This is a genomic window from Xanthomonas hyacinthi, from assembly GCF_009769165.1.
GTDB lineage: Bacteria > Pseudomonadota > Gammaproteobacteria > Xanthomonadales > Xanthomonadaceae > Xanthomonas_A > Xanthomonas_A hyacinthi.
Map to the genome: position 1 here is coordinate 3145766 of NZ_CP043476.1, position 26719 is coordinate 3172484.

The window sequence follows — 26719 nt, forward strand, 5'->3', positions numbered from 1 at the left end:
CGCAGGCTGGTAACTCTTGCTGATGCCAACCCTCACGCGGCAGTCTCGACAACTTGCGCGCGCAGCTCTGCATTCACAGCCGGCGCCTCCAGAGCGAAACTTGTGCGTGCTGCGGTGATCAAGGGCTGCAAATCGACATCGGACTTGGAGATGCGTTCGAACTTCGCAACGCCGACAACAACATTCATTCTTAGAAGATCGGTTTTCATTTCATGAGCCATAAAGGCTCCCAACTGGGCAATGCCGAGGTAATTGCCGTATGCCTTCACGAACAGCTGCTGCGTCGCGTAGAAAGCGTTAATGACAAGTCCATGTTTGGTGGGCTCGAAACTGACGTGCTGGAGGCAGGGAAACTGAAGTTGAGCATCGGCGACATGATCTCGGGCTGGGTCGAATACGCTCGCCTGGAACATCGACCTCCGTACACCCTCCCGTCCTTCAAACTGAGACAGGATCCATTCGAGCTGATTGCCATTGCAGGGCCCCCGGCCATAGCCTGTCATTCGCTCAAAGTAGAGGCCGCGCCGGTTGTCTCGCGGGTTCATCGCTTGATAGCGCGGAAATGCGTCCTTGTAGTATCGGAACAGCGCGGCACGATCTCCTTGCGCTACCTGCCATAAGCGCTGCGGGAAGATCGTAAAAGCCACATCGTCAACGCTGCGCATACGTTTGGCCGCCAGCAACGTGTCAAGCGCCGAGCGGATAGCCGGTGTTTCCTGTACGACGCCGCGCTCATCGAAGCCGGTCACGCTCAGGATAAGCGGCGATATCTCGGGACCAGCATGATCAATGACGTGGAGCACGGCCTTGGCCCAAGCTCGCGAAATGTCAGGCTCGTCGACAAGAAGCGGGCCAATCGAATGGGGAAGCTTAGTCATCTGCAGTTTCCTCAAGGTGACGAAATCGAGCCAATCCAACATACTGACGCCTGGCTATACGAACATAGGTCGCCCACTGGGTACCGGGTATAACCACTCGCGTGATTCCACACTTCGCAGCACGAAAAAGTCGTCCGGCGGCCAGCTCACGCTCAGGCGCGAGCATTGAGGCGTCCACAACCACACCTGCTGGCAGCAGCAGCAGCCCGTCCTGCTCGATGTCGAGCGTCGGTGAATTCCAGTGCTGATCCGCGACTGTTAGCGGCATGGAAGTGACCTCGCCCAACACTTCGGTGCGGATCATCTTTGGTGTAATCCGCCCCAGGCGATCACGCTGCAGCTGGTTGATCATGTTGATACCGTAGGCGAGGTGATTCACCAGAGTCGCCTGCCCTACACCGAAATTGCAGGCGATGGCGTACATATCGAGGGCTGTCGCGCGGTTCGGGTCCAAGCCCCGCTTCGCGAAGGCCTCCCGTAGGCCAAGCGTGGGCATCAAGACAAAAGCCGCGAAAGCGTCAGCCAGAACTTCGTTCGGAGGGCGATCGGCGCTATTGGCCTGATCTTCCCGCAACTCGTCGATGGTCGAGCCGTGTCCAAAAACGTGATGCCCCAGTTCATGTGCGCACGTGAAAGTTCGTCTTGCCAAAGGCCTGAGCACAGAAACATGGATGCGCGGCTTCGGCATCCGGTCGTACATGCCCTCCATATTGATATCGTTGAAGCGGACCGCGACGTTGTGCGCCTCGCACAAGCCATAGATGCAGATGGGACTCTTGAGATCCACGCCCGCCTTGACGCGCGCCGCGATTGAAGCCTGCATGCCTTGCATCACCAGGGCTTTTCGCCCCGCGGTCGACGTGTTCGAGAGCTGAGCACTCATTTACTCACCCCTCCCTCTTCGGCGTCCGAGTTGCGCATCGACGCCAGCAGCCGCAGCAGTCGATCCAAATCGCCGGGCTTCAGCTTGCTCAGTTCGCGTGCGGCAAGCTGGAGTCGCGGGTCATTCATCTCGAGCTGCTCGGCTGTTTCGCCAAGCAGCCATGAAACGGTGACATCGTAGGTCTCCGCAAATCTCGTCAGTTCTTCTGCAGAAACACGGCGATTGCCGGCCTCAATCTCAGAAACCGTCGGCCGATGCATCTGCAGCACCTTGGCCACCTGGCCTTGCGACAGACCTGCGGCCTTTCTGGCCTCTCGGAGACGTTCGGCGAGCGCCGAGCGATGGGTGTCCGGGCCGTCTGTCATTGCGCGTTCGCCTGCTTGGGTTCAACCACGGCCTGGGCTTCTACCAGGGCTACGACCTTTGCCACGATCTCGTCAATCGTCAGCGCAATGCTGGAATCGTCCTGCCGGAAGATGTTCACATCATTGGCGATGCTGATCCCGAGCTTCGCGCCCAGCATGCCAATGGCGACGGGCCATATCTTGCTGTCGAACTTCGGCAATTCCTCGATAGGTTTCGTCGCGCCACCAAGCGGTGGGCACTCAAGCTCGCTCGTGGCTTGTATGTTCTGCAGCACTTCCACCAGGGTCGTCTGAATCAGAGCAGCATCCATTTGAACCTCCTTGCACGCCATTACGGCCGGTAAGAATATCTTACCATCACGTTTGAATCGCTGCAAGCGGCACCGTGGATGCGCGGCGACGGTCGTAGGCATCCGACTCTGCCCCCGGTGCAGCCTGCGCGCCGCGCTTGGCTCCAGGAGATCGGCTGGCAGCCCATCCGCGCCGCGCGTCGCTTGGCGCCCCTGGAGGTCGCCGATCGGGCTCCACCTGATCGGCCCAAAACGCAGTCACCGAACGGCTCGTCGGAGGCTACTTGGCTCCATCGCGTTCACGCTGACGGAGCCGCTTCACGTAAGGGCCATCGACCAGGTCGTCGGCGCCCAGGCCCAACACACAGCTCGCCAAGGAAGCGAGCGTGTTGTCGGTGACTTTGAAGTCGTTGGGGAGTTGGCCGTAGTTGCGCCCGCTGTTCTCGTCGATGGCGGCGAGCAGCGCCTTGATGAAATCGGCCCGGGACGGGCGCGAAGCCATGGTTGCAGCCGCGGTCAGGGGGTCTGTGGCTTCCATGACTGCATCCTCAGCATCGGAGGCCAGCTCTTGCAGGACGTCGCTCAGTGATGGCCAGTACTTCAGATCGAACTGGCCGTGAAGAGCGTCGAGGCGCTCCTGGACGTACGACGTGAAAAGGTAATTGCTCTTGGCCGCCGCCTCGATCACATCGCACACGTGGTAATGGGTGTCGGTGCTGAAGCCGGAGGTGTTGTGAAGATCGGAGCGCTGCTGCAGCAGACCAGCCAGTTCTGCCGCCTTCCTCGCAATCTGCTGGTTGACGTTGCCGAGATCGCCGCGTGCGGCACGCGCCTGTGCGATCTTCTCCGGGCTCCAGAACGCGGCGGTGCTGAGGACAAGCCCTAGAAAGACCTGCAGCGCATGCGGATGTGCGTGGAGCTTGCCGTGCAGTTCCTCATAGGCCTCGGTCAGCTCGATGCCACGAGCAAGCAGCCGATCTGCAACAGCGTTCTCGCTGGGCAGGATGCGGTGCTCGATGTTGTAGCGCTTCCCCTCGATGAGGATGTTTTCGCAGATCTGCTTGGGGTTATCGGATTGGGGTGCGCTCATGGCCTGTCTTTGATGGTGAAGATGCCTGGCAGCGTAGTTGACCAAGCCAGTTCTGTCGGTACCCCGGAGCCCGTCATCGAACGAGTGCTCAGGTACCCCAATGCCGATTCAGGTCTGGGCGTCCCCGGCCAAGAAGGCGGCCGGTCGCGCTGTCGTGCTGCGCATCGAGCCACCTGCGGCGTCTCGCCCCCTTCGGGCTTCCATCGTTCCCTCGCTCCGCTCGGCTGACGCCTACGGCCCGGCTTCCAGCTTCGGGCCTGCGCGCTTCGCTTGCGTGCGGTCGGCACAAAGGGATGGTCGTTGCCTGTCCAGCCGTCTTCCCTGAACTCATCACCTTCTTCGCGACTGTAGCCCGCGGCCATGTGCCGTCAAGGCGCGCAGGGCCGTGTCCTCGGCTGCGCCTGCGGGCCGCACCAACCCAGCGCTTGCCTCCTTGACGGCCCCCGTCCACGGGCTCCCTTCCGTCGCGGGCGATGAACTCAGGAAAGACGGTGGCAACGAGGCCAACCGGGTTCTTCGTGCCGACCGCACCGAACAGCCGAGAGGCTGGGCTCCGAATCTAGGAATCCGGTGTGCGGTTTCTTCAACAGCCAACTTTGTCAGGAGAAAGACCATGCAACTTGCTTCCCGCTTCGCATCCCGTTCGCCAGTGCTGCGTTCGGAACGTCCTTTGTCGGATGACCAAATCCGTGTCGTGGCCCCGTCCATCTTCGCGGACGCCCCGCACGAAAGCCGCTCGGACCGTTACAGCTACATCCCCACCGCCACCGTGCTGCAAGAACTGCGCGGGGAAGGCTTCGAGCCTTTCATGGTGTGCCAGACCCGCGTGCGCAACGACGACCGCCGCGACTACACCAAGCACATGATCCGGCTGCGCCATGCCAGCCAGATCAATGGCCGTGAGGCCAACGAAATCATCCTGCTGAACTCGCATGACGGAACCAGCAGCTATCAGATGCTCGCTGGAATGTTCCGCTTCGTGTGCCAAAACGGTCTCGTCTGCGGAGACACCGTGGCGGACGTGCGCATACCCCACAAGGGCGACGTGGCCGCGCATGTCATCGAAGGCGCTTACGAAGTCTTGCATGGCTTCGACCGGGCGCAAGAATCCCGCGACGCCATGCAGGCCATCGCACTCGACACCGGTGAATCGGAAGTGTTCGCCCGCGCCGCGCTGGCGTTGAAGTACGACGAGGACAAGCCCGCGCCCATCACGGAAAGCCAAGTCCTGATGCCGCGCCGCACGGACGACAGCCACCGCGACCTGTGGAGCGTGTTCAACCGCACGCAGGAAAACCTCGTCAAAGGCGGACTTTCCGCCCGCGCCGCGAACGGTCGCCGCCAGACCACCCGACCCGTGCAGGGCATCGACAACGGCATCCGCCTAAATCGCGCCCTGTGGCTGCTGGCCGATGGCCTGCGCCAGTTGAAAGCCTGAACCCCACGCGGCAGGGGCAGGCAGCAGCCCTTGCCGCTTCTCTCGCTGCTGTATCCCTAATCGCAAGGAGTTATCACCATGAACGCCGTTACCCAAACCGAAACCATCGCCATCGAAGCCGTAGCACCGCTGGAAGTGGCCGACCCGACCAAAAACCTAATTTTGGTTCCGCTCTCGCAATTGCTGCCGCGCCGCTCCAAGCGCAACGCGCGCACGACCCCGCGCCTGTCCATCCCCGAACTGGCCGCGAGCATTTCCCGCATCGGCCTGCTGCAAAACCTCGTCGTCATCCTCGCCGCCGATGGCGAGCATTACGAAGTGGTCGCTGGTGATCGTCGCCTGACCGCCTTGAAACTGCTGGCGAAGAAGAAGCGCATCGCCGCCGATCATGAAGTGCCGTGCCTGCTGGTGTCCGATGCCTCTGCCCGAACCGTCAGCCTCGCGGAAAACCTGCTGCGCGAGCAGATGCACCCCGCCGATCAGTTCGAGGCGTTCGCCGCGCTGGTCAAGGAAGGCCGTCCGGTGGAGGACATTGCCGCCGACTTCGGCGTGTCCCCGCTGGTGGTGCAACGCCGCTTGAAGCTGGCCAACGTCTCGCCGCGCCTGCTGGCCGACTACCGGGCCGGGGCCGTCACGCTGGAACAGTTGATGGCCCTGACCATCACCGACGACCACAGCGCACAGGAAGCCGCGTTTTACGGCGCGCCGGAATGGCAGCGCGGTGCTTCCGCGCTGCGCGAACGCCTGACCGAACGCGAAATCGACGCCACGCATCCGCTGGTGCGCTTCGCCGGGCTGGACGCCTACACGGCGGCGGGCGGCGGCATCCGCCGCGATCTGTTCGCGGAAGGTGACGCCGGAACCTACCTGACCGACGCCGCGCTGCTGGAAACGCTGGTGCGCGAGAAGCTGGATGCGCAGGCCGAGGACGTGCGCGCCGAAGGTTGGGCGTGGGTGGAAGCCGTGCCGCACATGAGCTACGCCGAGCGGCAGGCGTTCCAGAACGCGCCGCGCCAGCGCCGCGAACCGACCGCCCGTGAGGCCCGCCGCATCGCCTCGTTGCAAACCCGCCTCGACAAGATCGACGCCGAACTGGAAGAAGCCGACGACGCCGAAGACGAGGACAAGACCAAGGCGCTGGAACCGCGCCGCGAACAGGTCGCCGGGGAACTGCAAGCCTTGGAGGAAGCCTTGCAGGGCTACGCCCCGGAGGTGCGCGCCGTGGCCGGTGCCATCGTCACCCTCGACCGCAGCGGCGAAGCCGTGATTCATCGCGGGTTGCTGCGCGAAGCCGAAGCCAAGGCACTGCGCACGCTGGAACGCTTGCGGCAGGGTTTCGGCAGCGCGGAAGGCGAAGCCGGGAACGACGACGACAGCGAGAACGCCGAGCAGCCCAAGGCCGCGAACCTGTCCGACCGACTGGCGCAGCGGTTGAGCGCGCACCGCACCGCCGCGCTGCAAATCGAAGTCGCCCGGCATCCGCAAGTCGCGCTGGCCGCGCTGGTGCATGGCATGGTGCAGACCATCTTGCAGGACAACCACTACGGCCACGACTTGCCGCTGGGCGTGCGTTTGACCGTGCAAAACCGGCTGGAAGGCCTGGCCCCGGACTGGCCCGATTCGCCCGCCGCCGTGGCCCTGCGCGAGTTGCAGCAAGTCGCGGGCGAAGCGTTGCCGCAGGACAGCGCCGAACTGTTCGCCGCGCTGCTGGCGATGGAGCAAGGCGAACTGGTGCGGTTGCTGGCGGTATGCGTGGCGGCAACCGTGGACGTGGTGACGCCCCGCGCCACGTTGCACCAGCCGGGCGCGGAGCTGGCGCAGGCCGTGGGGCTGGATATGGCCGCATGGTGGAAGCCCACCGCAGACGGGTATTTCCAGCATGTGCCGAAGGCCGCGATTCTGGAAGCCGTGGGTGAGTTCGCGCCGTCGCACGCTGCCCGGCTGGCGAAGTTGAAGAAGGCCGACATTGCCAGCGAAGCCGAACGGCTGGCCGATGGTACGGGCTGGATGCCCGCCCTGTTCAAGAGCGGACACGACACGGAGCCGCAGGAAGGCGCGGAGGACGTGGAGGCGCCGGAAGATGCCACCGAGGAAGTGGAAGCCCACGCGCTCGCCGCGTGACATAGCAGCATGGCCCCGGCGCACAGCGCCGGGGCTTCACCTCAAACCGGTCGCGACAGGTCTGCCGCGCCCGGTTTCAACGCCCAAAGCAAAATCGCCACGTCGCCGCCTTCGACCAGGCGGCGACGTGGCGAGCGCACAAGTGCCTTGCGCGCGTACGACGATCGGTGCCCGCTGACGCGGGCAAGGTTTCGATGGCACCCCGCCGCAAGGGGCGGGGCTTGTGGGGCTACGCCCCGGCTTGCTGCGGCAGGTTGTGCGAAAGCGTGCCGTCCTCGACGCTGGCAATTCATCGCCTGTACGTCACGAAGGATGGATCACCGACACGCCGTCCCGACCTCGCTTATGGAACTTCCACGCCACGCTTCAAGCACATGGCCGCGATCAGCGGTAAGGCGCGTTCTTGCCTGTCGTTGGGGTGTTGGCCTTGCCCGTGTCAGGGCACAAGCCGGTGAAACCGTCATGCGGGGATGCCGAGTCGGCCAGGTCTCCATTCGGGACAGGCGGCCCGTGCGTCCTTGGCTTGTCGTGAATCCTGGTGGGGGCGCGGCTGCGCCTTGGGCTTCATGGCCGCAACCTTCCCGCGAAAACAATTTCCCCGCCGCTGCGCGGCTTCCTCGCGGGACAAATTCTTTGCGCTTCCAGGCCCTTCACGTTGTTGCGGCCGCTGCGCGGTGCAGCCAGCCCATCCCCCGCCGGCCGGATCACAACAAGGACGCGATGGGTGCGGCCTTGGTTCACCCGAAAGGAAACTTCATCATGGCTAACATCGGCACCTTCACCGCAGACAAAGACGGCTTCACCGGCACGCTCCGCACCCTGACGCTCAACGTCAAGGTCAAGCTGGTTCCCAACGACAAGGGCAGCAGCGAGAACGCCCCCGACTTCCGCCTGCAGGCGGCCGGTCACGACATCGGCGCGGCGTGGAAGAAGACCAGCGAGGCCGGGCGGGATTACCTGTCCGTGACTCTCGATGATCCTTCGTTCCCAGCAACGGTCTATGCCCGTCTGATCGAAGGTGAGGACGGCACGCACGACCTGATCTGGTCGCGCAGCAAGCCCCAGGCGGCCTGACCGGCCGCCCACCGCGCCCCGCCCATTGCGGCGGGGCGTCGCGCTACCTCGAGCATCCGCTGTCGAATCAACCTCCATTGACCAAGCAATCTGCGGTCAACCCGAGGCGATACTCGCTTCCATCAGCGCCGCCGCCTCGTGGAAATCCTGATCGCGCGCGAAGTCGATCGGCGTTCGCCCATGGGCGTTGCGCCTGCCGGCATCGGCGCCATGCGCGAGCAGGATGCGGGTGACCGCGGCCGCGCGATCAGGATCGTCGGGTGGAAGGATGAAGAGGGGCGTGGGACCTTCGGGGTCGGACAAGGCAAGATTGGCCCTGGCGGGATCCTCGCGCAGGATGGTTTCTAACCGCTCGGTCTGGCCCATATAGCCCAGCGTTCGCGGATCGCGGCTGAGCGGCGCGAGCCGCTCGGCGATATGCGGCTGGCCCATCATGACCGCCCAGCTCAAGGGCGTCCCGCCCCAGCGGCGCTCCTGCAGATCGACATCGCCGCCCGCTGCAACGAGCAGATCGACCGCTTCCATCGACCCCGATTGCGCCGCCCGGTGCAGCGGGCTGATCCCATCCTCGCCGAGGTTGTGGGGCTGGGCCCCGAGCGACAGCAGCAGCGCGACGGCTCGGGCATTGCCGAACTCCCCGGCGGCGAGCAGGGGAGCGGGATCGTCGATCAGGATCGGATCGGCAGCGAGCATCGCGCGGACACTGTCTTCGTCGCCCGCAAGACAGGCGGCCTGGAAGGCCTGGATACCATCTAGCGCGGCAGGCTGCGCGCCATGTCGTTCGAGCAGGGCAACCATCTTCAGAAAGCCCGACATCTGGGCGAGCGCATGGACCGACTGGTGGCGATAGGGCTGGATCGTGTCTGGATTGGCGCCACGGGCGAGCAGCCATTCGGCGCGCGCGAGATGGTTCTGGCCGGCCGCGCTGCCGAGCAGGAAATCGAGCGTGCTGATTGCCAGATTCCCGCCCGGCCGGCCTGCCGACGGGTCGCTCCACTTATGCGCGGCTCCTTGCGCCTCGCAATGTTGCCAGAGCTGCTCGTACCAACCGGCGTCGCCGGGGACGCAGGCGATGTTGTAGAAGGCCTGGAGATCGAAAGGATCGGCGCCCGCCGCGACCAGCAGGTCGACGAGCGCCTCGGCCTGGGGATGGCTCGGCCTGTGCTGTTCGCCCAGCCAGATGGCGCCGGTCAGTATCTTGAAGGGGCTGCCCCAGCCATCATCGAAACGGAAGTTGGGATCTGCTCCGGCGTCGAGCAGCAGGCGTGCGATGGTGACAGCGTTTTCGGTGTCGAGGCGGCCATAGGCAACATAGGTGAGCGCGGTCCAATTGAGACGGCCGCCGGTCCGGGGCGCGGCTTTCGGATCGCGTGCAAGCCGCCGCTCGACCTCCGCCAGGTCGCCGCAGGTGACGGCCGTGAACAGGCTGTGCCGGGCGATGTCCGGGTAGAGATCGAGGATGCGGCGGGCGATCCTGGTGTCGCCGTCCCAGCCGTGGCGCAGCAGCCGGTCGAGGCGATCGGCGCGGTTGCTGCCGGTAAGCGCCAGTTCCTCGATCGACGCCTTGAGCGCGGACCAGCTTTCACAGCCATATTCCCGGGCAAGCGCGTGCTGGACGTCACGAAGTCCGGGTTCGGTAGGCGCGGTGGGCCAAGCCGTGGTCAAGCGGCGTTTTGCGTCCGGCTCGGCGGCGCGCAACGCCTTGAGCCAACGCTTCGCATCCTTGCGGAGCGTTTCAACAGAGGTTCGGGGCGTGAGGACACGAGTCATCTTCAACCTTCCTTCCAATCGCCTGACGTCCGCTTACGAAAGGCCGGAAGAAGGGCTCGTAAGATCGCTCGATACTGGCTGGATGGGAGGGCTCCCTTGCCGCGGACAGGAGGCGCTCCAGATGCGCTCTGCCTCAATCATTGGCGAGCGCGTACCACCTGTCAATGCGGCGACGCTCGCCTCACCTAAGTTGAGTGGACACGATGCGCTCAATGCCGCTCTTTGCGGCGCTGCTGATCGAGTTCGGCGCGCGCCTACCCACTAGGCGCGCTTCCTCAACAGGTCTTCCAACTCCTGGCGCACCAGTTCCAAGAGCTGATTGGCCTTGTGCGGGCTGTCGCCGGCGTAGGCTAGCGTCAGCAGCGTGAGCGGGTGGATCTCCATGACCTCGCACAACTCGGCCAGCTTGTTCAGCGTCGGGCTTTTCAGGTCGCGCTCCAGGGAGCTCATGTAGGTGCGGCTGGACACGTCGGAGAACGCTTCCTGGCTCAAGCCACGCGCTTTCCTGACGGTCTTCAATGCCGCTGCCAATGAGTTCTTTGCCGCCATCCAAATGGTTTCCTTGAAACCATGGATGACAGTCGATTGCGCCCTATAGAGCTACAATCTATAGTGTTCATCTGATGTTGCCCTATCCGCTTTTGTGCTTTTACGGAAATCCGCATCGGCAGATAATTTCAAAGCTGGGGAGTCGCATCCGTGCCTTTCCTGACTTCCACAAAACCGCTTCCGCGCTTCCGTTCTTCTGCGGATTCGTGGGCTTGTGCTTTCGTGCTTCCAACCGATAGCACGCAGCCGGATTGGCGGTTCTGTGTTTGGGCGTACAAGCGCATCCGTGCATCGTCGGTTTCGTGGGGATCTCAGCCATGACTCAGCCGCTCCTTACCGCCGACCAGCGCTCGCAACTGCTGGCCAACGGCCAGGCCCGCGCCGCCAGCCGGGGCCTCGACCCACTGCCCGTGGTGCGGCTGTTCGCGCTGGATGCGCATGCCACCTGGCTGCTGGCTTCGCTCGATCCCGCCGATGGCGATACGGCCTACGGCCTGATTGACTTGGGGCTGGGCATGCCGGAGCTGGGCACCGTGAAGCTGTCCGATCTGACATCCATCGTCGGACCGCTCAAGCGGCCCATCGAGCGCGACCTGTATTTCACAGCGACGCGCACGCTGTCAGACTATGCGCGGCTGGCACGCATCAACGGATCAATCATCGACTGATCGATCCGCACGGCCCGCCGCAGTGGGCTATCCAGGCACAGGCGGTTGCGGCGCATTGTGTCTTTTTCGGTCTTGCTCAAGACCTTGCCGGTCTCAATCGACACTCATGCACCTGAGCGGTGCGAGTCGGACGCAAACAGTCATGATCTTTCGTGCGGGCTGCGGCACCGTGTCCCTTGCCGCGCACCACTTTCAGACTGCGCAGCCGTCGCATTCGGACGATTCCAGCAACGCTTCGGAGCCCATCAATCTTGACACTGCCAGTGTGCCGCATTACCCATGACGTGATGGCAACGATTCCGTAGCTCCCGCATTTCGATCCCGTGGTGACGTTCCTGCAATTCAACAGGAGGTTGCGTCATGGCAGATCGAAGCACCGAACCCTGGTACCCGACCGCCGCGTATCTCTATGCGCTGCACCTTGATGGCTCGGCTCTGGCCTGGGAGTACTTGCGCCGTCATCCCGACTACCGGCGCGACTGGCTGCGCCGTCGCCGGCATCCGGATGCAGCGCAGCGCTGGGGCCTGCGTTTGCTGGAAGACCCCGGGCTGGATGCGCGCGACGCGCACCCGACCTGGTTTCCCGATCACGATGCTGTGGTGCAGCTCTATCCCGATGCCGACCCGCCGCCCGATGCGGTGGCGTTCGAGTTCTGGCGCATCCCCGGGCACAAGCACCTGATCCACGATGGTCGGCGCTTGGTGCTGGTGACTCGCTGGCCAGGCTGCTGCCTGCGCCTGGCCTTCGCGCCTGGCCTGGACGATGGCATGGCCTACGCCTATGCCATCCGTGCCTGCGCCACACCTTGCGCCCGTTATCGCGCGCTTGCCGCCGAACTGGACAAGCTGGCCACCGATGCCGTACCAGCGACGGCCCGACCGCGCCCCTCTCCGGCCGCGCTGCTGGAACTGCATACCTTGCAGGCGCTCGATGCCGCCCTGGCGGGGGCGTCATTGCGCGAGGCAGCCGAAGGGCTGTTCGGCGCCGATGCGGCGGCCGAGGGCTGGTACACCGATGGCGGCCTGCGCTCCAGGATGCGCCGCCTGGTGCAGCGTGGCAAAGAGCTGATGCGCGGCGGCTACCGCCGCCTGGCACAGCTCGAATCACCTGGGGAGGGTCGTTCCGCACTCCCTGCAAAACGACCCTGAGCAGGACGCGCTGCCTTCTTGAGACTGCCTCCATCCGGCCGCGCTGTGTGGTCGGGCTTTCCTGACCGATGGAGGTTCTCACCATGCGACCTGCTCCCTTGCGGCCTGCCGCCGCTGCTGTCGCTGCGCCTGCGCAGCCCCAACGCTATCTGACCAACGACGAAGCCGCCAACTACCTGCGGCTGTCGCCACGCACGCTGGAGAAACAGCGCGTGATCGGGGGCGGGCCGAAGTTCCGCAAGTTCGGCCGCCGCGTCATGTACGCCGTAGCCGACCTCGACGCCTGGGCCGATAGCCGCAGCTTCGAGGCCACTTCCGACCCCGAGTACGCCGAACACCATTCGGCTGACAGCCGTGCGCGCTGACTGGCGGCGTGCCGGTAGCCATCGCCATGCCCAGCCCGTCAGGGCAAGCCTTGCGGCCCCGCGAACAGCTCGACCTGTTCCGCGCGCTGCCGGGCGACATGGCACCGCGCGACAGCCAGGACTTGATGGCCTATCCGTTCTTCTCGCTGGCGAAGTCGCGGCGCGTGGCGCCGATCGACTTCCGCAGCGGCAACGTCACGATCCGCGTGGAGGGAACGGCAGAGCATGGCATCGCCACGATCTGGGATGCCGACATCCTGATCTGGGCGGCCAGCCAGATCGTCGAAGCCAAGGATGCGGGGTTGCGCCCTTCGCGGCTGATGCAGGCCACACCCTACGAGATCCTGCGCTTCATCGGGCGCGGCAAGTCGCTGCGCGACTACCAGCGCCTGAAGGCCGCACTGGATCGCCTGCAATCGACCACGATTGCCACGTCGATCCGCGAGACGACCGGCAGGCGTTTGCATCGCTTCTCGTGGATCAACGAGTGGAAGGAACTGGCGGACGCCAACGGCGTGCCGCTGGGAATCGAACTGATCCTGCCGGACTGGTTCTATGCGGGCGTGCTGGACGCGGCATTGGTGCTCACCATCGACCCGGCGTATTTCAAGCTCACCGGCGGCATCGAACGCTGGCTGTACCGGCTGGTGCGAAAGCATGGCGGCAAGCAGCCGGGCGGCTGGCAGTTCGACTTCCGGCATCTGCACCGCAAGTCGGGCAGCACGGCCAAGCCCTACGACTTCGCCTGCGATCTGCGCGCCCTGGTGGCGCGGCAATCGTTGCCCGGCTACATCCTGGGCATCGAGCGCATGCCGGACGACGGAGCGGAGTTGCTGACCTTCAGGCCCGTGCCGCCAACGCCACGGGGATAACTCCGGTACAGCCTGTGAATGGCGTCGTGCTATCAGGCGTGCGAGGTATCGTGCTATCGGGCGTGTCCCTATCGTGCTATCAGGCGTGCGAAATCGTCGGAAAGCCAATAACGGCGCGGGTTTGCGGCCCTTCTAACTTCCCTAACTTAAATTCACTAACTTTTAGTAGAGGCGCGCCGTTTCGGTGGACAACTGCTGAAAGCCGAAAGCAACGGCAAACCCGAAGCCAAAACCAAAGACGTTCTGCAAAGCAGAAACGGGCCGGTTTCCCATCAGGGAGGGCTGCGCCATGATTGCCGCCTTGCTCAATCAGAAAGGCGGCGTCGGCAAGACCACGCTCGCCACCCACATCGCTGGCGAACTGGCGATGCGAGGGCAATCAGTGATCCTGCTGGATGCCGATCCGCAGGGCTCGTCACTGGACTGGACGCAACGGCGCAGCCAACAAGGACTGCCCCGATTGTTCAGCGCCGTAGGCTTGGCAAGAGAAAACCTGCACCAGGAAGCGCCAGAACTTGCCAGGCGGGCCGATCACGTCGTGATCGATGGGCCGCCCCGGATCGCCGCCTTGGCGCGCTCAGCGCTGCTGGCTGCGGATTGCGTGTTGATCCCGGTACAACCCAGTCCCTACGACCTGTGGGCCAGCGCCGAGATGGTGGCACTGATCCGCGAAGCCCAGGTGTTCAGGCCTGCGCTGCGCGCGGCCTTCGTCATCAATCGGCGCGTCAGCACCACCGTGATCGGACGCGAGGCGCGCAGCGCGCTCGCCGATCAGCCCTTGCCCGCGCTGCGCGCCGAGATACGCCAACGCATCGTCTTCGCCGACAGCGTGGCCGCGGGTCGGCTGGCGCGTGAGCTGACACCGGACGGCGCCGCAGCACGCGAAATCACCGCATTGGTCGATGAACTGCTGCGGTGGCCATCATGAGCAGCGGACCAGACAAACGCACTGGCAAACGCATCGCCATCGGCGCGCGTCCGCCCGCCAATCCACACGCCGAGGCGTGGATTCGCCAGGGCGACGGTGGCGACCTCAACAAGAGCGACCTTTACACGGCTCGCCTGACCCTCGACGTGACGCCCGCACTGCGCGCCCGCATCAAGGTTTCCGCATTTACGCAGAACACAACCGTGGCCGAATTGCTGCGCGGCTTGCTGGAACACGAGTTCCCGGAGAACACACCATGAATGCCCCCACTCTGGCGGCCACAGCTGCCACAACAATCACGGCAGCGCCGTCGCTGCACGCACTCGCCGGCCAGGCCGGCAATGTGCCGTTGACTCGTGTGGCGCTGGCCTTCGTGGAGCAGCGCATCAATCTCTATCTGCGCTTTGGCGACGCGGCGCGCACCCTCCAGCTCGACCGCTGGCGGCGCAGCGCAATGTTTCTGCCGGCATCCATTTTCTGCCGTATCCGCTGGGAATCGAACGACTACGGCACCACACGTTGGCAGCTCATGGTGATGCAGGCTTGCACGCCGCTGGATGCCGTGCAGCGCATCCCCGGCGTGCAGCCCGGCGCGCGCCTGCTGCTGCACGCCGAGGGCGAACAGAAGGTGCGCGCGGTGCTGGTGAAGATCGACGCCATCGAGGCGATGGGCATTGCCGCCATCGACGTGTCGCCCGCGTACTGGCGCACGCTGGGCAACCGTCTGGCGGCTCGCCTGCCACTGCCGAACTACACCGCCGAGCGGCACGCCGCCTGGCTGGCCGGGAGGGCGCTGCGATGACGCCCATCACAGCCGGCACTGCGCCTGGAATCACGCCAGAACCTCGCTCGCGCCTGCGCGTTCGCATCGTGCTGGCCGTCTTGTCCGCCTGTGGCCTCGCTGCGCTGGCCTGGGCGTCCTTCGTGCGGCCTGCGGCGCACGTCGTCTACAACCCATCCGACAGTGTTCCGGTCGGTTGGTATCGCATCGAACCTGTCGGCTCGCCGTCACGTCCTTTGCCCGTGGACAGCATCGTGCTGGCCCGGCTTCCGGCTCACGTGGCGGCACTTGCTGCGCAGCGCGGCTACCTGCCATCGCACATCCCGTTGCTCAAACGTGTGGGTGCTGTCGCGCCGCAACACGTCTGCATCGTGGAGGGCATGGTGCGCATCGACGGCGTGCCTGCGGCCGCCGCACTACCTGGCGACCGCAGGGGGCGACCGCTGTCATCCTGGCCACATTGCCGGCGTCTTCGCCCCGGTGAACTGTTCCTGTTGAGCACGACGAATCCAGCGTCGTTCGACAGCCGCTACTTCGGACCGATCCAAGCATCCACCGTGATCGGTACCGCGCAGCCGATTTACCTGGAGAAGCGGCGATGACTTTGCCCCACTTCCGGCCTCGCTGGCGCATTGGCCGACGTTCTGCCCACCTCGCGTCCGGCGCAATACAGCACGCCATTGACGTGCTATCAGGCGTATCGCTGCGAATGGGCTCGCCATGTCGCCGTGCGTGCAGCGCGAGCGCATTCGCGCCGCGCTTTGCACGGCATCGACTACTGCGTTGCGCCGTGTATTCCCCCGTGCAGACCGCTTGCCCCGAACGCGCCTTGCCTGTGGCATGGCGGGCGTTCGCCGGCTGGCCGGCCGCGCACCGCGCAGCGCCGCCGGGGCATCGCATCCCCGTGCCGTCAGGCCGGGGAAAGATGCAGGGCAAGATTGAAGGGTGCGGCACCAAGGTGCGCACAACGCCAGTCTGCACGTGGGGTTGGCGCGGCACGCGCTCTATCGCGGCACCGTGCCGCGAGTCGGTCCAAAGCCTTGTCGGCCTTGGAGAAATCGCGTGCATGCCACGCTCTTACCCGCTGGCCTGCCCTGGAGCCACGCCATGAGCAGGCGCGGCAATTCGGACGGTGAGGACCATTTCCGCATCCGTCCCGGCAAGCCGAAGCAGCGTGGTGATGCCTTTGTTTCGCAGGTGCTGCGCCAGGCCACCAAGGCAGCCAACGCCACCGGCGGCAAGCGCGGCAACACGCCCGGCTCACGGCTGGGGCGCGGTCATGTGGCGGCGCGATTCACCGGCCAGTCGCTATCTGCGTCGTCCCGGCGCGCCACGGTCAAGGTGCGGCTGGTGTATCTCAAGCAGGCCGGCGCGCGCTCGACCATCACCCACCTGCGCTACATCGAGCGCGAAGGTGTGGGCCGTGAGCAGGACACCGGCAAGGCGTATGGTCCGATGACAGACGAGGCTGATACCGCTGCCTTCGAAGAACGCGGGCGGGAAGACCGTCATCAGTTCCGCCTGATCGTCTCGCCCGAGGATGCCGAGCAGCTCGATGACCTGCGCACCTACACCCGCCATCTAATGGACCGCATGGAAGCCGACCTGGGCACGCGCCTGGATTGGGTGGCGGTGAACCACTGGAACACCGACAACCCGCACACCCATGTCGTGCTGCGTGGCAAAGACGACACCGGAAAAGACCTCATCATCTCGCAGCAATACATCACCCAGGGCATGCGCGAGCGCGCCGCTGAACTCGCCACTGAATGGCTGGGGCCACGCAGCGAGCTGGATATCCAGCGAACGCTTAGCCGCGAAGTGGAGCAGGAGCGCTGGACCAGCCTGGATCGCACCTTGCAGCGCGAGGCCGTGGATGGTCTGGTGCAAACCGAACGCTTCAACGAACCTCGGCTGCAACGCCAGCGCCTACTGCTCGTCGGCCGCCTCCAACGCTTGCAGCGCATGGGGCTGGCGACCGAAGTTCAGCCCACCGTGTGGACCGTCCATACCGATGCCGAACCGACCCTGCGGGCGATGGGCGAGCGTGGAGACATCATCCGCACGATGCAGCGAGCCATGAGCGGCAAACAGCGCGAACTGGCGGTGTTCCAGCCCGGCGAAGATGGCCGCGTCATCGTCGGTCGCGTGTCCGGCAAGGGACTGGCCGACGAGCTGTACGACAAGGGCTACCTGATTGTCGATGGCACCGATGGCAAAGCGCACTACGTCGCGCTGCCGCCGCGGTCGGAGCTGGAGCAGTACCCAGTCGGCGCGGTGGTAGAAGTGAAAGGTTCGGCCGAGATGCGCGCAGCCGACAAGAACATCGTCACCCTGGCGAACAATGGCCTGTACCGCGTCGATCACCACCTGGCGATCGAGCAAGGCCGGGCCAAGGCTGGACGCGACCCGCAGGAAGTGGTCGCCGCCCATGTCCGCCGGCTTGAAGCCCTGCGCCGTGCTGGCATCGTGGAGCGCGCGGCCGACGGCCTATGGAAGGTGCCGGACGACCTGCCTGAGCGGGGCCGCCAGTACGACGCCCAGCGCTTGGGCGGCGTGGCAGTGGAACTGAAATCGCACCTGCCCATCGAGCGGCAGGCCCGCGTGATCGGCGCTACATGGCTTGACCAGCAACTGATTGGCGGTGGACGCGGGCTGGGCAATCTGGGCTTTGGCGGCGACGCCAGGCAGGCCATGCAGCAGCGCGCGGACTTCCTGGCCGAACATGGGTTGGCCGAGCGGCGTGGGCAGCGCGTGATCCTCGCCCGCAACCTGTTGGCGAAGCTACGGGCGCGCGAGCTGGTGAAGACCGCACAGGACATTGCCGCCGAAACCGGCCTAGAGCATCGCCCGGTGGCCGACGCGCGGCGCGTGGCCGGCATCTACCGGCGCAGCGTCATGCTTACCAGTGGGCGCTATGCGCTGCTCGACGACGGTATGGGGTTCAGCCTCGTGCCGTGGAAGCCGGTGATCGAGCAGAGGCTGGGGCAGCAGATCGCCGCCACGGTGCGCGGCGGCGGGGTATCTTGGGAGATTGGGCGGCAGCGGGGGCCTGCCATCGGATAGGCTTTTTGCCCAGTGCTTCAGGTCAAATCTTGAGCGACCTGCTCGGCCAAGAAATCGAGCAACACCCTGACTCTGGCCGGCATATGCCGGCCAGGACCGACGAAGACCGCATGAATATCCTCCACGTCGCCGGGATTCCAGTCCTCCAACAGCGGCACTAGCCGACCCGCCGCCAGATCGGCACCGACGTGGTAGCGCGCCAGCCGGGCCACACCGAGTCCGGCCAGGGCCATCTGGCGCAGACTCTCGCCATCGCCCATGCGCAACTGACCCGACGGAGCAATCGCAGTTCCCACACCATCGCGGTCGATGAAAGGCCAGGCGTCCACGTGCCGCGCATAGCTGAGACCGAGGCGTTGGTGCCGTCGCAAGTCTTCCGGGTGTGCGGGCGTGCCAACACGCCCCAGGTAGTCGGGCGATGCCACCACCACGACGCCGCTGGTACCGAGCCGGCGTTGCGTCAGCAGCGAGTCCGGCAGCGGCCCGGTGCGGATGGCGACATCGCTGCGGTCGTCGAGCAGGTCCACCACCGTGTCACTCAGGACCACATCCAGTTGCACATTCGGGTAGCACTCAAGAAACTCCCGCAGGTGCGGCTGTAGGTAGTGGATGCCGAACGCCACCTGGCTGTTGATCCGCACGCGCCCGCGCGGCGCATCGGCCCGCGCTGCTTCGTGCTCGGCGCAATCGATGTCGTCCAGGATGCGCAGGCAACGTTCGTGGAAGGCAGTGCCTTCTGGCGTCAGCAGCAGCTTGCGCGTGGTCCGGTGCATCAGCTTCACTCCGAGGCGAACCTCCATCCGGCCGATGAGCTTGCTCACGGCCGAGGCCGTCATGCCCAGTGCTTCGGCAGCTGCAGTGAAGCCCTCGGCCGCGACCACCGCGACGAACACCTCCATCTCGAAAGCGCGATTGATATTCTGGCGAGACATTAGATGAATCCATTTCCAAGATGAAATTCACTGAAGCATCTATTTCATCATAATCAATCTATTTACGCTCGGAAAGGTCAATCAATCTGATCTATTCCGGAGTTCTCATGCAGGCTGTTTCCACGCAGCGCGGCGCCTTGCCCGCCCTGTTGTCCATGATGGTCGGGGGCTTCGCCATTGGCACCACCGAGTACGCGAGCGTCGGCGTTCTGCCGCAGATCGCCGATGACTTCGGAATCAACCTGGCGCGGGCCGGCCTGGTCGTCAGCGGCTATGCGCTGGGGGTCAGCTTTGGTTCGCCGGTCCTCGCGGCGCTGACGGGACGCCTTTCGCGCAAGACGCTGATGTTGGCGGTCATGGTGGTGTTCGTCATCGCCAATGCAGCCGCCGCGTTGACCACGAGCTATGAGTTCCTCATCGCCGCACGTGTTGTCTCCGCCCTGCCCCACGGCATCTTTTTCGGCGTTGGTGCTGCGATCGCCGCGAGTTTCGTTTCGGAAGACCGGAGGGCTTCGGCAGTCGCGATCGTGTTTGGCGGCCTGACGATCGCGGTCGCAGCCGGTGTGCCACTCGCGACCCTCATCGGCCAACGCATGGGCTGGCCGATGTCCTATTGGTTCGTCGCAGCGATCGGCCTTGTGTCGCTGGTTGCGATGGCAGCTACCTTGCCACGGAAGATCGACATCGCGCCGGCCGGCAGTCTCATGGAACAGGTCAAGGTGCTGGGCAGCGGTCGGCTGCTGATCGCATTCGGCATGAACTTCTGCGCATGGGGCGGCACCTTCGTCGCCTTCGCCTATCTCCCCAGCATCCTGGCGCACATCACCGGCTTCACGCCGAATGGCGTGACCTGGATGCTGGCCCTCTACGGCGTATCGGTGATCGTCGGCAATTTCCTCGGCGGGCGCGTTTCCGACAAGGCCGTGGTGCCGACGCTGGCGCTGATGCTCGGTGCGCAAGCGGCGGTGCTGCTGATCTTCACCTTCACCGCCTCGTCCATCATCGGCTCGATCCTCACGCTCAGCGTGCTCGGCGCGCTCATGTTCTGCAACGTACCGGGCTTGGCACTCTATGTCGTGCAGCTTGCCCAGCGCCACCGGCCTGGAAACGTGGACATCGCCTCCACCATCAACGTCTCGGCCGCCAACGCAGGTATCGCGCTCGGCGCTTTCATCGGCGGGCTGGTGGCGGATTCGCGTCTGGGACTGGGCGCAACGCCATGGGTCGGCGCCGTCATGGTTGGCGCGGGCCTTCTGCTGACCTTGTGGAGTGGCTGGCTCGACAGGACGCAGGCACCAGCCGACTCAGCGCAGGGCATTGCCACCGCTGCAACGACTGACTGAAGGCACGCTTCCATTCGAAATTTGAAATAGGTCAAGAAACGTCATGTCCGCACTGTTCACCCCGTTCAAACTGAAGGACGTCACTCTGCGCAACCGCATCGCGGTGCCGCCGATGTGCCAGTACAGCGCCATCGATGGCGTCACCAACGACTGGCATCAGGTGCATTACCCATCCATCGCCCGCGGTGGCGCCGGTCTGGTGATCGTCGAGGCCACCGCCGTCTCGCCGGAAGGCCGCATCACCCCCCGTTGCACCGGCCTGTGGAACGACGCCCAGGCCGAGGGCATGGCCCGCATTGCTGCTTCTATCAAGGCCGCTGGAGCGGTGCCCGGCATCCAGATCGGCCACGCCGGCCGCAAGGCCAGCGCCAATCGCCCATGGGAAGGTGACGACCACATCCCCGAGGACAATCCGCACGCCTGGCAGCCCATCGCGCCGTCGGGGATCGCCTTTGGCGCCGGCCTGCCGCGCGTGCCCAAGGCCATGACGCTGGATGACATCGCCCGGGTTAAAGCCGACTTCGCCGCAGCCGCACGCCGCGCGCGGGATGCTGGCTTCGAGTGGCTGGAGCTGCATTTCGCTCACGGCTACCTGGCGCAGAGCTTCTTCTCGGCCTATTCCAATCAGCGCATCGATCCGTATGGCGGCAGCTTCGACAACCGCGCCCGCTTCCTGTTGGAGACGTTGGCGGCGGTACGCGAGATGTGGCCGGAACACCTGCCGCTGACTGCGCGCTTGGGCGTCATCGAGTACGACGGCAAGGACGAGGAAACCGTGGCCGAGTCGATTGAGCTGGTCAAGCACATGCGTCAGGGTGGCTTGGACCTGCTCAACGTCAGCATCAACTTTGTGATCCCGGGCGGCAGGGTTCCGTGGGGCACACAGGCCTTCCTGGCGCCGGTCGCCGAACGCGTGAGTCGCGAAGCTGGGCTGCCGGTGGCATCGGGCTGGTGCATCGACGATCCGCACACCGCCGAGCGCGTGGTTGCAGACAGGCAGGTGGACCTGGTGATGACGGGCCGCGCCCACCTGGCCGTCCCGCATTACCCGTACCAGATCGCACTGGCCCTGGGCGAGGACAAGCCGGCTGGCGTGCTGCCGACCCAGTACGCCTATTGGCTGTCGCGCTACAAGGGGCCGGGGAAGGCCTCGGCGCAGTGACGAGAGCAGGGCCGCGCCCCGAACTTGAACGCATGAACTAACCGACCGCCAAGGAGGCTGAGCATGGAACTACCTCTTCGTCGTTTCCGCGGCCGTTGTAGAAGAACTTACTGCTCATCTTCCTTGGGCGATCGAGCATGGGGTCATAGCCTTGGCAGGCACATCCCCGAACTGGTCGGATGCTGTCAGGTCCTGAAAAGCTCCGCACCCATAAAGTCGATGAAGACACGCAGCTTCGGCGCGAGGTGCTTGCTCGACGGCCAAAGCATGCGGAAGGTGCCCTGATGCTGGTTGAAGTCGTCCAGCACCGTCATCAGTTCGCCCGCCGCGATGGCATCGCGCACCATGAAGTCCGGCAGGCAGGCGATTCCAAGACCATCTTGGGCGACGTGAACCAGGACCTCGGTGGTGTTGCACACCATCGACGCCGAGAGGACGGGTTCTGCTTCGCCCTCTGGCATGCGCAAAGGCCACGGCTCGAACTTGCCGGTGCTCGGAAACTTGTGTTGCAGGCAGGCATGACCCGTCAGGTCAGCGGGCACGCGCGGCGTGCCGTGCGCCGCGAAATATCGGGGCGCGCCGACCAGCAGCAGCTTGAAGGTACCCAATGGGCGGGACAAGAGCCGGGAGTCCGTCGGCTCCCCGGTGCGGATAACGGCGTCGAACCCGTCCTCGATCACATCGACCATCCGATCCGAGAAATCCACGTCCAGTTCGATGGCCGGGTAGCGGTGCATAAAGGCCGTCAGCGCCGGCATGACCAGGCCACTGACCAGCGGCAGGCTCACGCGCAGCTTGCCCTGGGGTGCTTGCCGAGTTTCCGACAGTTCCAATTCCGCCGCTTCGACCTCGCAGAGGATGCGCCGGCAACGCTCCAGGAACAGCGTGCCTTCGGCGGTCAGCGTAATGCTGCGCGTGCTGCGGTGAAGCAGGCGCACGCCCAGCCGCTCCTCCAGCCGGGCCACGCTCTTGCCCACGGCGGAGGACGAGATGCCGAGCACGCGCCCGGCTTCCGAAAAGCTGCGGGCTTCGGCCGCCTGCACGAAGAACGCAATGCCATTGAGGGAGTCCATTTTGCCGCCAATATAAGAATATTTGTCCGATATGTTCGGAACCTTAGCCTATTTATCTTAACTATGCACGCCCCTACGCTGACGGCTGCACAGGTTAGATGCGGCTGTCTTGGCTTTCGAGATAAGGCTTTGACGTCTGCCTGTCCCTCCCCGGACTCTTTGCGGACGTTTTCCATGACACAAGCCCAGGCCGCCACAAGCGGCACCACTGGCCGCGACTGGCTGCAACTGCTCGCCGCCTGCCTCACCGGCATCCTGATCCCGCTGTGCTTCACCGGGCCGGCCGTCGTGCTGCCGTCTATCAGCCAGGAACTGGGTGGGACGGCGGTGCAACTGAACTGGGTGGTCAACGGCTACATCCTGACCTACGGCAGCGCCATGATGGCGGCCGGCAGCCTGACCGACACCTATGGCCGCAAGCGCGTGTGGCTGGTTGGCTTGGCGCTGTTCGCGTTGATGACGTTCGCCATCCCGCTTGCGCCGACGGTCGGCTGGATCGACGGGCTGCGTCTGGCGCAGGGACTGGGCGGTGCGGCCGCCTTCGCCGGTGCCATGTCCTCGCTGGCGCAGACCTTCCAAGGCCCGATCCGCACGCGCGTGTTCAGCCTGCTCGGCACCACGTTCGGCATCGGCCTGGCCTTCGGGCCGCTGGCGGCGGGCTGGCTGGTGGAAGTGGCCGGCTGGCGCTGGGTTTTCCTGGCTACGGCGTTGATCGGCGTGGCCGGTTTCGGGCTGGTGTCGGTCAGCGCCACGGAGTCCCGAGACCCGGACTCTACTGGGCTGGACTGGCCCGGTGCCCTCAGCTTCACCGCCGCGCTGACCTTGTTCACCTACGGCATCCTGCTGGCGCCGGAAGAAGGCTGGCGCAGCGCTTCGGTACTCGGCGCACTGCTGGCTTCGGTCGTGCTGTTTATCGCATTCGTGCGCATCGAGCGCCGCGTCGCACGCCCAATGCTCGACCTGTCGCTGTTCAGTCGTGGGCGTTTCGTCGGCGTGCAGGTGCTGGCGGCGTCGCCGGCCCTCTTCTTCGTCACTCTGATCGTGATGCTGCCGGGCCGCTTCATCGGCATCGACGGACTGGGTGCTCTTGAAGCGGGACAAATGATGATTGCCTTGGCCGCACCGCTGCTGGTCGTGCCGTTCCTTGCCGCGCTGCTGTCGCGCTGGTTCACTTCCGGTGTGCTTTCCGGCGTCGGGCTGCTGCTGGTGGCAGTCGGGCTGGTCTGGCTGGGCCAGGTGCTGGCCGGCGGCGCCGGCCCTGCGCTGGTGGCGCCGCTGGCGCTGATCGGCATCGGCATCGGCCTACCGTGGGGATTGATGGATGGCATGGCCGTGAGCGTCGTAGAGAAAGAACGCGCGGGAATGGCGACCGGGATCTTCAACTGCGTGCGCGTCTCGGCCGACGGCATAGCCATTGCGGTAGCGGGCGCGCTGCTGGCGTTCCTGATCCAAGGCGGGTTGCTTGACGCCTTGGGCACGGCTGATCCAGCCGTTGTGATTGAGGCGGCCAATCGTGCCGCGCTCGGCGATCTGGCGCAGGCCAGCGCCCTCGTTACCGGAGAGCGCGCCTTGCTGCTGGCGACTTACGATCACGCATTCCGCTGGGTCTTGTACGTCCTGGCCGCTTCGTCGGCGCTGACCGCATTGCTGGTGTTCGTCTTGCTCGGCCGCTCACGCGCGCATGAAGAAGCGGGAGCGGCGGCGTGAACCCAATCGGGACAGACTCCTTGCCCGCCGACCTTGCACGGCATCGGGCCTATGCGCGGGTCTTTCAGCCGGGACGGCTCACCTTCGGATTCATCGCCCCACTGGAAGGCTACCCGGATGCACCCGCGCCCACGCTGGAGGGGCACGCGGCCCTGGCTGCCCAAGCTGATGCACTCGGTTTCGCGGCGATCTGGCTGCGCGACGTGCCGTTTCTCGACCCCAGTTTCGGGGACGTGGGGCAAATCCACGATCCGATGGTCTATGCCGGCTGGCTGGCGGCAATCACCCGGCACATCGCCATCGGCACGGCCGGCATGGTGATGACCTTGCGCGATCCCGTGTTGATCGCCAAGCAGGCAGCCAGTGTCGATCAGCTCTCCGGCGGCCGGCTGTTGCTGGGGTTGTCCACGGGCGACCGGGCAACGGAGTACCCAGCCTTGGCCCAGCGCTATGACAACAGAGCGGACCGCTATCGGGAAGCGCATGCGCTGCTGCGCGTCGTGACCGAGCAGCGTTTCCCCATGCATCAGACGGCGCACTACGGGCAGCTCGATGGAAACCTCGACCTGGTGCCCAAGCCCGTGGGCAACCGCCTGCCGACGTTGGCGATCGGTCGCTGCGGCCAGGACGTTGACTGGCTTGCTCGGCACATGGACGGCTGGATCTGGCATCAAAGCGACTTCGACCGCCTGCCGGACGTACTCGCGCAATGGCGCGCCAGTAGCGATGGGCAGGTGTTCAAGCCCTACGGCTATGGCGTCTTTTTCGACCTCGACGAGAACCCGGACGCGCCCTTGCAGGTAGGCCGCGGCATCCGCACTGGCAGGAATGCACTGATCGCCTTGTGGAAGCGACAAGAGGCGCAAGGCGTGTCGCACGTCGCACTGAATTTGAAGCCGCTGCGACGACCCGCCGCCGAGGTGCTGGAGGAATTGGCGAAGTACGTGCTCCCGCAGTTCCCCATCGGGGCGGTCGGCGTCGCTGGACAAGCCGTCAACACGTCGGACAACGAGACTTAGTGAGGACAAAAACATGAATGCACCTACATCCACCTCCACAGCGATCAAGATGGATGGTCTCCCGGATCGCATCGATGCCGCCATCGACACGGCGATGGCCGAACAACGGCTTGTCGGGGCCGTCGTCCTCCTCTCCCTCGAAGGGAAGATCGCCTATCAACGGGCCATTGGCTTCGCCGACCGCGAAGCAAACCGGAAGATGCGCGAGGACACGCTGTTCCGGCTGGCCTCCGTTTCCAAGCTCTACGTATCGATCGCGGCGATGGTGCTGGTCGCACGGGGCCGACTGGCCCTCGACGAACCCGTCGATACATGGCTCGCGGACTTCCGGCCGAAACTGGCGGACGGCTCGCAGGCGCAGATCACCCTGCGCCATCTGTTGAGCCACACGGCGGGGCTTGGCTACGGCTTTCTCGAACCGGTGGACGGGCCCTATCACCGCGCCGGCGTATCCGACGGCATGGATCTGTCGAACCTCTCGCTTGAGGAGAACATCCGCCGCATCGCTTCGGTGCCGCTTCTGTTCGCATCGGGAACGGCGTGGAGCTATTCCCTCGCAACAGATGTCGTGGGCGCCCTGATCGCGCGGGTCATGGGCGTGTCGCTTCCCGAAGCGGTGCGAGAACTGGTCATGGCACCGCTCGGCATCACCGATACCGGCTTCTCGGTCGTTGATGCCGCACGTCTGGCCGAACCCTACATCAACGAAGCGTCCGGCCCGCGCCGGATGGCGGATTCCGAAACCATCCCTCTCTGGGAAGGAGTCGAGGGACTGCGCCTATCGCCCTCTCGTGCTTTCGATGCGAACGCCTTCCCCTCCGGTGGCGCGGGCATGATCGGTACGGCGGGCGATGTGTTGCGCCTCCTCGAAACTTTGCGGCGGGGCGGCGAGCCGCTTCTGCCTGCCGAACTGGTCGATGTAATGGCCACCGACCATGCGCTCGGCATGGATCTCGCGCCTTGGCCGGGACGCGGCTTTGGCCTGGGCTTCTCCCTCCTCCGCGATCCGGCGACGGCAGGCTTTGCGGAAACGCCCGGCACCTGGCGCATGGGCGGGGCCTACGGGCATTCGTGGTCTGTCGATCCTGCGTGCAAGCTCAGTCTGGTGGCTTTCACCAACTCCGGTTTGGACGGCCAATCCCCAGGCGGACGGATACCGCAGGAGTTGTGCGCCGCGATCTATAGAGGTTGAAGTC

27 protein-coding genes are annotated in these 26719 nt (G+C 64.9%); 17 read left to right on the forward strand and 10 right to left on the reverse strand.

Annotation, left to right across the window (positions count from 1 at the left end):
- Nucleotides 1–32: 32 nt before the first annotated feature.
- From FZ025_RS13820 to FZ025_RS13840, 5 genes are all read right to left on the reverse strand, one after another.
- The gene (locus FZ025_RS13820) at nucleotides 33–878 is read right to left on the reverse strand and encodes a thymidylate synthase family protein (RefSeq protein WP_046980576.1); all 846 of its coding nucleotides are present in this window, start codon (nucleotides 876–878) and stop codon (nucleotides 33–35) included.
- Nucleotides 871–1761: an ImmA/IrrE family metallo-endopeptidase gene (locus tag FZ025_RS13825; protein WP_046980575.1), complete on the reverse strand. Its 891-nt coding sequence runs from the start codon at nucleotides 1759–1761 to the stop codon at nucleotides 871–873. The genes FZ025_RS13820 and FZ025_RS13825 overlap by 8 nt, the downstream gene beginning before the upstream one ends.
- Complete coding sequence (locus tag FZ025_RS13830) at nucleotides 1758–2126, reverse strand: helix-turn-helix domain-containing protein (RefSeq protein WP_046980574.1); 369 nt, start codon at nucleotides 2124–2126, stop codon at nucleotides 1758–1760. Before FZ025_RS13830 ends, FZ025_RS13825 begins: the two co-directional genes overlap by 4 nt.
- Nucleotides 2123–2437 (reverse strand): hypothetical protein, encoded by a 315-nt coding sequence (locus FZ025_RS13835; protein WP_046980573.1) that lies wholly within the window; start codon nucleotides 2435–2437, stop codon nucleotides 2123–2125. Before FZ025_RS13835 ends, FZ025_RS13830 begins: the two co-directional genes overlap by 4 nt.
- A gap of 259 nt (nucleotides 2438–2696) precedes the next feature.
- On the reverse strand, nucleotides 2697–3506 hold the full coding sequence (locus FZ025_RS13840) for a hypothetical protein (protein WP_046980572.1): 810 nt from the start codon (nucleotides 3504–3506) through the stop codon (nucleotides 2697–2699).
- 613 nt (nucleotides 3507–4119) lie between these two features.
- On the opposite strand from FZ025_RS13840, the gene FZ025_RS13845 reads away from it, so the two are divergent.
- From FZ025_RS13845 to FZ025_RS13855, 3 genes are all read left to right on the forward strand, one after another.
- Nucleotides 4120–4944 carry a DUF932 domain-containing protein gene (locus FZ025_RS13845; RefSeq protein ID WP_046980571.1) on the forward strand — a complete coding sequence of 275 codons (825 nt, stop codon included), beginning with the start codon at nucleotides 4120–4122 and terminating at the stop codon, nucleotides 4942–4944.
- A 78-nt stretch (nucleotides 4945–5022) separates the two neighbouring features.
- The gene (locus tag FZ025_RS13850) at nucleotides 5023–7065 is read left to right on the forward strand and encodes a ParB/RepB/Spo0J family partition protein (RefSeq protein WP_046980570.1); all 2043 of its coding nucleotides are present in this window, start codon (nucleotides 5023–5025) and stop codon (nucleotides 7063–7065) included.
- Nucleotides 7066–7824: 759 nt separating this feature from the next.
- Nucleotides 7825–8139, forward strand: a complete 315-nt coding sequence (locus FZ025_RS13855) for a DUF736 domain-containing protein (protein WP_104558274.1) — start codon at nucleotides 7825–7827, stop codon at nucleotides 8137–8139.
- Between the two features lie 96 nt (nucleotides 8140–8235).
- Here FZ025_RS13855 and FZ025_RS13860 read toward each other — a convergent pair whose 3' ends face one another.
- Nucleotides 8236–9909 carry an ankyrin repeat domain-containing protein gene (locus FZ025_RS13860; protein WP_046980902.1) on the reverse strand — a complete coding sequence of 558 codons (1674 nt, stop codon included), beginning with the start codon at nucleotides 9907–9909 and terminating at the stop codon, nucleotides 8236–8238.
- A gap of 261 nt (nucleotides 9910–10170) precedes the next feature.
- The gene (locus FZ025_RS13865) at nucleotides 10171–10458 is read right to left on the reverse strand and encodes a helix-turn-helix domain-containing protein (RefSeq protein ID WP_046980903.1); all 288 of its coding nucleotides are present in this window, start codon (nucleotides 10456–10458) and stop codon (nucleotides 10171–10173) included.
- 317 nt (nucleotides 10459–10775) lie between these two features.
- Between FZ025_RS13865 and FZ025_RS13870 the strand changes: the two genes are divergently transcribed.
- From FZ025_RS13870 to FZ025_RS13885, 4 genes are all read left to right on the forward strand, one after another.
- Nucleotides 10776–11126, forward strand: a complete 351-nt coding sequence (locus FZ025_RS13870; protein WP_046980904.1) for a DUF2958 domain-containing protein — start codon at nucleotides 10776–10778, stop codon at nucleotides 11124–11126.
- Between the two features lie 360 nt (nucleotides 11127–11486).
- On the forward strand, nucleotides 11487–12275 hold the full coding sequence (locus FZ025_RS13875; RefSeq protein ID WP_104558239.1) for a DUF2285 domain-containing protein: 789 nt from the start codon (nucleotides 11487–11489) through the stop codon (nucleotides 12273–12275).
- Nucleotides 12276–12358: 83 nt separating this feature from the next.
- The gene (locus FZ025_RS13880) at nucleotides 12359–12640 is read left to right on the forward strand and encodes a helix-turn-helix domain-containing protein (protein WP_104558275.1); all 282 of its coding nucleotides are present in this window, start codon (nucleotides 12359–12361) and stop codon (nucleotides 12638–12640) included.
- Nucleotides 12641–12666: 26 nt separating this feature from the next.
- The gene (locus FZ025_RS13885) at nucleotides 12667–13512 is read left to right on the forward strand and encodes a replication initiator protein A (RefSeq protein ID WP_046980906.1); all 846 of its coding nucleotides are present in this window, start codon (nucleotides 12667–12669) and stop codon (nucleotides 13510–13512) included.
- A 162-nt stretch (nucleotides 13513–13674) separates the two neighbouring features.
- On the opposite strand, the gene FZ025_RS22725 is transcribed toward FZ025_RS13885, so the two are convergent.
- Nucleotides 13675–13803 (reverse strand): hypothetical protein, encoded by a 129-nt coding sequence (locus FZ025_RS22725; RefSeq protein ID WP_280117171.1) that lies wholly within the window; start codon nucleotides 13801–13803, stop codon nucleotides 13675–13677.
- Here FZ025_RS22725 and parA point away from each other — a divergent pair.
- The 5 genes from parA to FZ025_RS13910 all read left to right on the forward strand — a co-directional run bounded on the left by parA (nucleotide 13802) and on the right by FZ025_RS13910 (nucleotide 18287).
- On the forward strand, nucleotides 13802–14440 hold the full coding sequence (gene parA, locus FZ025_RS13890) for a ParA family partition ATPase (RefSeq protein ID WP_046980907.1): 639 nt from the start codon (nucleotides 13802–13804) through the stop codon (nucleotides 14438–14440). The genes FZ025_RS22725 and parA overlap by 2 nt on opposite strands.
- The gene (locus FZ025_RS13895; RefSeq protein WP_046980911.1) at nucleotides 14437–14700 is read left to right on the forward strand and encodes a hypothetical protein; all 264 of its coding nucleotides are present in this window, start codon (nucleotides 14437–14439) and stop codon (nucleotides 14698–14700) included. Before parA ends, FZ025_RS13895 begins: the two co-directional genes overlap by 4 nt.
- Nucleotides 14697–15242 carry a DUF2840 domain-containing protein gene (locus tag FZ025_RS13900; protein ID WP_046980908.1) on the forward strand — a complete coding sequence of 182 codons (546 nt, stop codon included), beginning with the start codon at nucleotides 14697–14699 and terminating at the stop codon, nucleotides 15240–15242. The genes FZ025_RS13895 and FZ025_RS13900 overlap by 4 nt, the downstream gene beginning before the upstream one ends.
- Entirely contained in the window at nucleotides 15239–15823 is a 585-nt protein-coding gene (locus FZ025_RS13905) for a S26 family signal peptidase (protein ID WP_046980909.1), read from the forward strand. Before FZ025_RS13900 ends, FZ025_RS13905 begins: the two co-directional genes overlap by 4 nt.
- A gap of 505 nt (nucleotides 15824–16328) precedes the next feature.
- Nucleotides 16329–18287, forward strand: a complete 1959-nt coding sequence (locus FZ025_RS13910; RefSeq protein WP_104558241.1) for a relaxase/mobilization nuclease and DUF3363 domain-containing protein — start codon at nucleotides 16329–16331, stop codon at nucleotides 18285–18287.
- A 17-nt stretch (nucleotides 18288–18304) separates the two neighbouring features.
- Here FZ025_RS13910 and FZ025_RS13915 read toward each other — a convergent pair whose 3' ends face one another.
- Nucleotides 18305–19219, reverse strand: coding sequence for a LysR family transcriptional regulator (locus tag FZ025_RS13915; RefSeq protein WP_104558242.1), 915 nt, complete (start codon nucleotides 19217–19219; stop codon nucleotides 18305–18307).
- A gap of 107 nt (nucleotides 19220–19326) precedes the next feature.
- Between FZ025_RS13915 and FZ025_RS13920 the strand changes: the two genes are divergently transcribed.
- Nucleotides 19327–20562: an MFS transporter gene (locus FZ025_RS13920; protein ID WP_208803650.1), complete on the forward strand. Its 1236-nt coding sequence runs from the start codon at nucleotides 19327–19329 to the stop codon at nucleotides 20560–20562.
- A gap of 43 nt (nucleotides 20563–20605) precedes the next feature.
- Nucleotides 20606–21724 (forward strand): NADH:flavin oxidoreductase/NADH oxidase, encoded by a 1119-nt coding sequence (locus tag FZ025_RS13925; protein WP_046977715.1) that lies wholly within the window; start codon nucleotides 20606–20608, stop codon nucleotides 21722–21724.
- A 185-nt stretch (nucleotides 21725–21909) separates the two neighbouring features.
- Here FZ025_RS13925 and FZ025_RS13930 read toward each other — a convergent pair whose 3' ends face one another.
- Nucleotides 21910–22797 (reverse strand): LysR family transcriptional regulator, encoded by an 888-nt coding sequence (locus FZ025_RS13930; RefSeq protein ID WP_046977714.1) that lies wholly within the window; start codon nucleotides 22795–22797, stop codon nucleotides 21910–21912.
- Nucleotides 22798–22971: 174 nt separating this feature from the next.
- On the opposite strand from FZ025_RS13930, the gene FZ025_RS13935 reads away from it, so the two are divergent.
- Genes FZ025_RS13935 through FZ025_RS13945 form a run of 3 tightly spaced genes read left to right on the forward strand, consistent with a single transcriptional unit; the run spans nucleotide 22972 to nucleotide 26715 of the window.
- Nucleotides 22972–24504: an MFS transporter gene (locus FZ025_RS13935; RefSeq protein ID WP_046977713.1), complete on the forward strand. Its 1533-nt coding sequence runs from the start codon at nucleotides 22972–22974 to the stop codon at nucleotides 24502–24504.
- A gap of 20 nt (nucleotides 24505–24524) precedes the next feature.
- Complete coding sequence (locus FZ025_RS13940) at nucleotides 24525–25523, forward strand: TIGR03571 family LLM class oxidoreductase (RefSeq protein WP_244292380.1); 999 nt, start codon at nucleotides 24525–24527, stop codon at nucleotides 25521–25523.
- 13 nt (nucleotides 25524–25536) lie between these two features.
- Nucleotides 25537–26715, forward strand: coding sequence for a serine hydrolase domain-containing protein (locus FZ025_RS13945; RefSeq protein ID WP_208803652.1), 1179 nt, complete (start codon nucleotides 25537–25539; stop codon nucleotides 26713–26715).
- The last annotated feature ends 4 nt before the right edge of the window (nucleotides 26716–26719 follow it).

What these genes read in the sequence shown, in the direction of transcription:
- FZ025_RS13820 (WP_046980576.1), bottom strand. Translation starts at nt 878, where the DNA reads ATGACTAAGCTTCCCCATTCGATTGGCCCGCTTCTTGTCGACGAGCCT.
- FZ025_RS13825 (WP_046980575.1), bottom strand. Translation starts at nt 1,761, where the DNA reads ATGAGTGCTCAGCTCTCGAACACGTCGACCGCGGGGCGAAAAGCCCTG.
- FZ025_RS13830 (WP_046980574.1), bottom strand. Translation starts at nt 2,126, where the DNA reads ATGACAGACGGCCCGGACACCCATCGCTCGGCGCTCGCCGAACGTCTC.
- FZ025_RS13835 (WP_046980573.1), bottom strand. Translation starts at nt 2,437, where the DNA reads ATGGATGCTGCTCTGATTCAGACGACCCTGGTGGAAGTGCTGCAGAAC.
- FZ025_RS13840 (WP_046980572.1), bottom strand. Translation starts at nt 3,506, where the DNA reads ATGAGCGCACCCCAATCCGATAACCCCAAGCAGATCTGCGAAAACATC.
- FZ025_RS13845 (WP_046980571.1), top strand. Translation starts at nt 4,120, where the DNA reads ATGCAACTTGCTTCCCGCTTCGCATCCCGTTCGCCAGTGCTGCGTTCG.
- FZ025_RS13850 (WP_046980570.1), top strand. Translation starts at nt 5,023, where the DNA reads ATGAACGCCGTTACCCAAACCGAAACCATCGCCATCGAAGCCGTAGCA.
- FZ025_RS13855 (WP_104558274.1), top strand. Translation starts at nt 7,825, where the DNA reads ATGGCTAACATCGGCACCTTCACCGCAGACAAAGACGGCTTCACCGGC.
- FZ025_RS13860 (WP_046980902.1), bottom strand. Translation starts at nt 9,909, where the DNA reads ATGACTCGTGTCCTCACGCCCCGAACCTCTGTTGAAACGCTCCGCAAG.
- FZ025_RS13865 (WP_046980903.1), bottom strand. Translation starts at nt 10,458, where the DNA reads ATGGCGGCAAAGAACTCATTGGCAGCGGCATTGAAGACCGTCAGGAAA.
- FZ025_RS13870 (WP_046980904.1), top strand. Translation starts at nt 10,776, where the DNA reads ATGACTCAGCCGCTCCTTACCGCCGACCAGCGCTCGCAACTGCTGGCC.
- FZ025_RS13875 (WP_104558239.1), top strand. Translation starts at nt 11,487, where the DNA reads ATGGCAGATCGAAGCACCGAACCCTGGTACCCGACCGCCGCGTATCTC.
- FZ025_RS13880 (WP_104558275.1), top strand. Translation starts at nt 12,359, where the DNA reads ATGCGACCTGCTCCCTTGCGGCCTGCCGCCGCTGCTGTCGCTGCGCCT.
- FZ025_RS13885 (WP_046980906.1), top strand. Translation starts at nt 12,667, where the DNA reads ATGCCCAGCCCGTCAGGGCAAGCCTTGCGGCCCCGCGAACAGCTCGAC.
- parA (WP_046980907.1), top strand. Translation starts at nt 13,802, where the DNA reads ATGATTGCCGCCTTGCTCAATCAGAAAGGCGGCGTCGGCAAGACCACG.
- FZ025_RS22725 (WP_280117171.1), bottom strand. Translation starts at nt 13,803, where the DNA reads ATGGCGCAGCCCTCCCTGATGGGAAACCGGCCCGTTTCTGCTTTGCAG.
- FZ025_RS13895 (WP_046980911.1), top strand. Translation starts at nt 14,437, where the DNA reads ATGAGCAGCGGACCAGACAAACGCACTGGCAAACGCATCGCCATCGGC.
- FZ025_RS13900 (WP_046980908.1), top strand. Translation starts at nt 14,697, where the DNA reads ATGAATGCCCCCACTCTGGCGGCCACAGCTGCCACAACAATCACGGCA.
- FZ025_RS13905 (WP_046980909.1), top strand. Translation starts at nt 15,239, where the DNA reads ATGACGCCCATCACAGCCGGCACTGCGCCTGGAATCACGCCAGAACCT.
- FZ025_RS13910 (WP_104558241.1), top strand. Translation starts at nt 16,329, where the DNA reads ATGAGCAGGCGCGGCAATTCGGACGGTGAGGACCATTTCCGCATCCGT.
- FZ025_RS13915 (WP_104558242.1), bottom strand. Translation starts at nt 19,219, where the DNA reads ATGTCTCGCCAGAATATCAATCGCGCTTTCGAGATGGAGGTGTTCGTC.
- FZ025_RS13920 (WP_208803650.1), top strand. Translation starts at nt 19,327, where the DNA reads ATGCAGGCTGTTTCCACGCAGCGCGGCGCCTTGCCCGCCCTGTTGTCC.
- FZ025_RS13925 (WP_046977715.1), top strand. Translation starts at nt 20,606, where the DNA reads ATGTCCGCACTGTTCACCCCGTTCAAACTGAAGGACGTCACTCTGCGC.
- FZ025_RS13930 (WP_046977714.1), bottom strand. Translation starts at nt 22,797, where the DNA reads ATGGACTCCCTCAATGGCATTGCGTTCTTCGTGCAGGCGGCCGAAGCC.
- FZ025_RS13935 (WP_046977713.1), top strand. Translation starts at nt 22,972, where the DNA reads ATGACACAAGCCCAGGCCGCCACAAGCGGCACCACTGGCCGCGACTGG.
- FZ025_RS13945 (WP_208803652.1), top strand. Translation starts at nt 25,537, where the DNA reads ATGAATGCACCTACATCCACCTCCACAGCGATCAAGATGGATGGTCTC.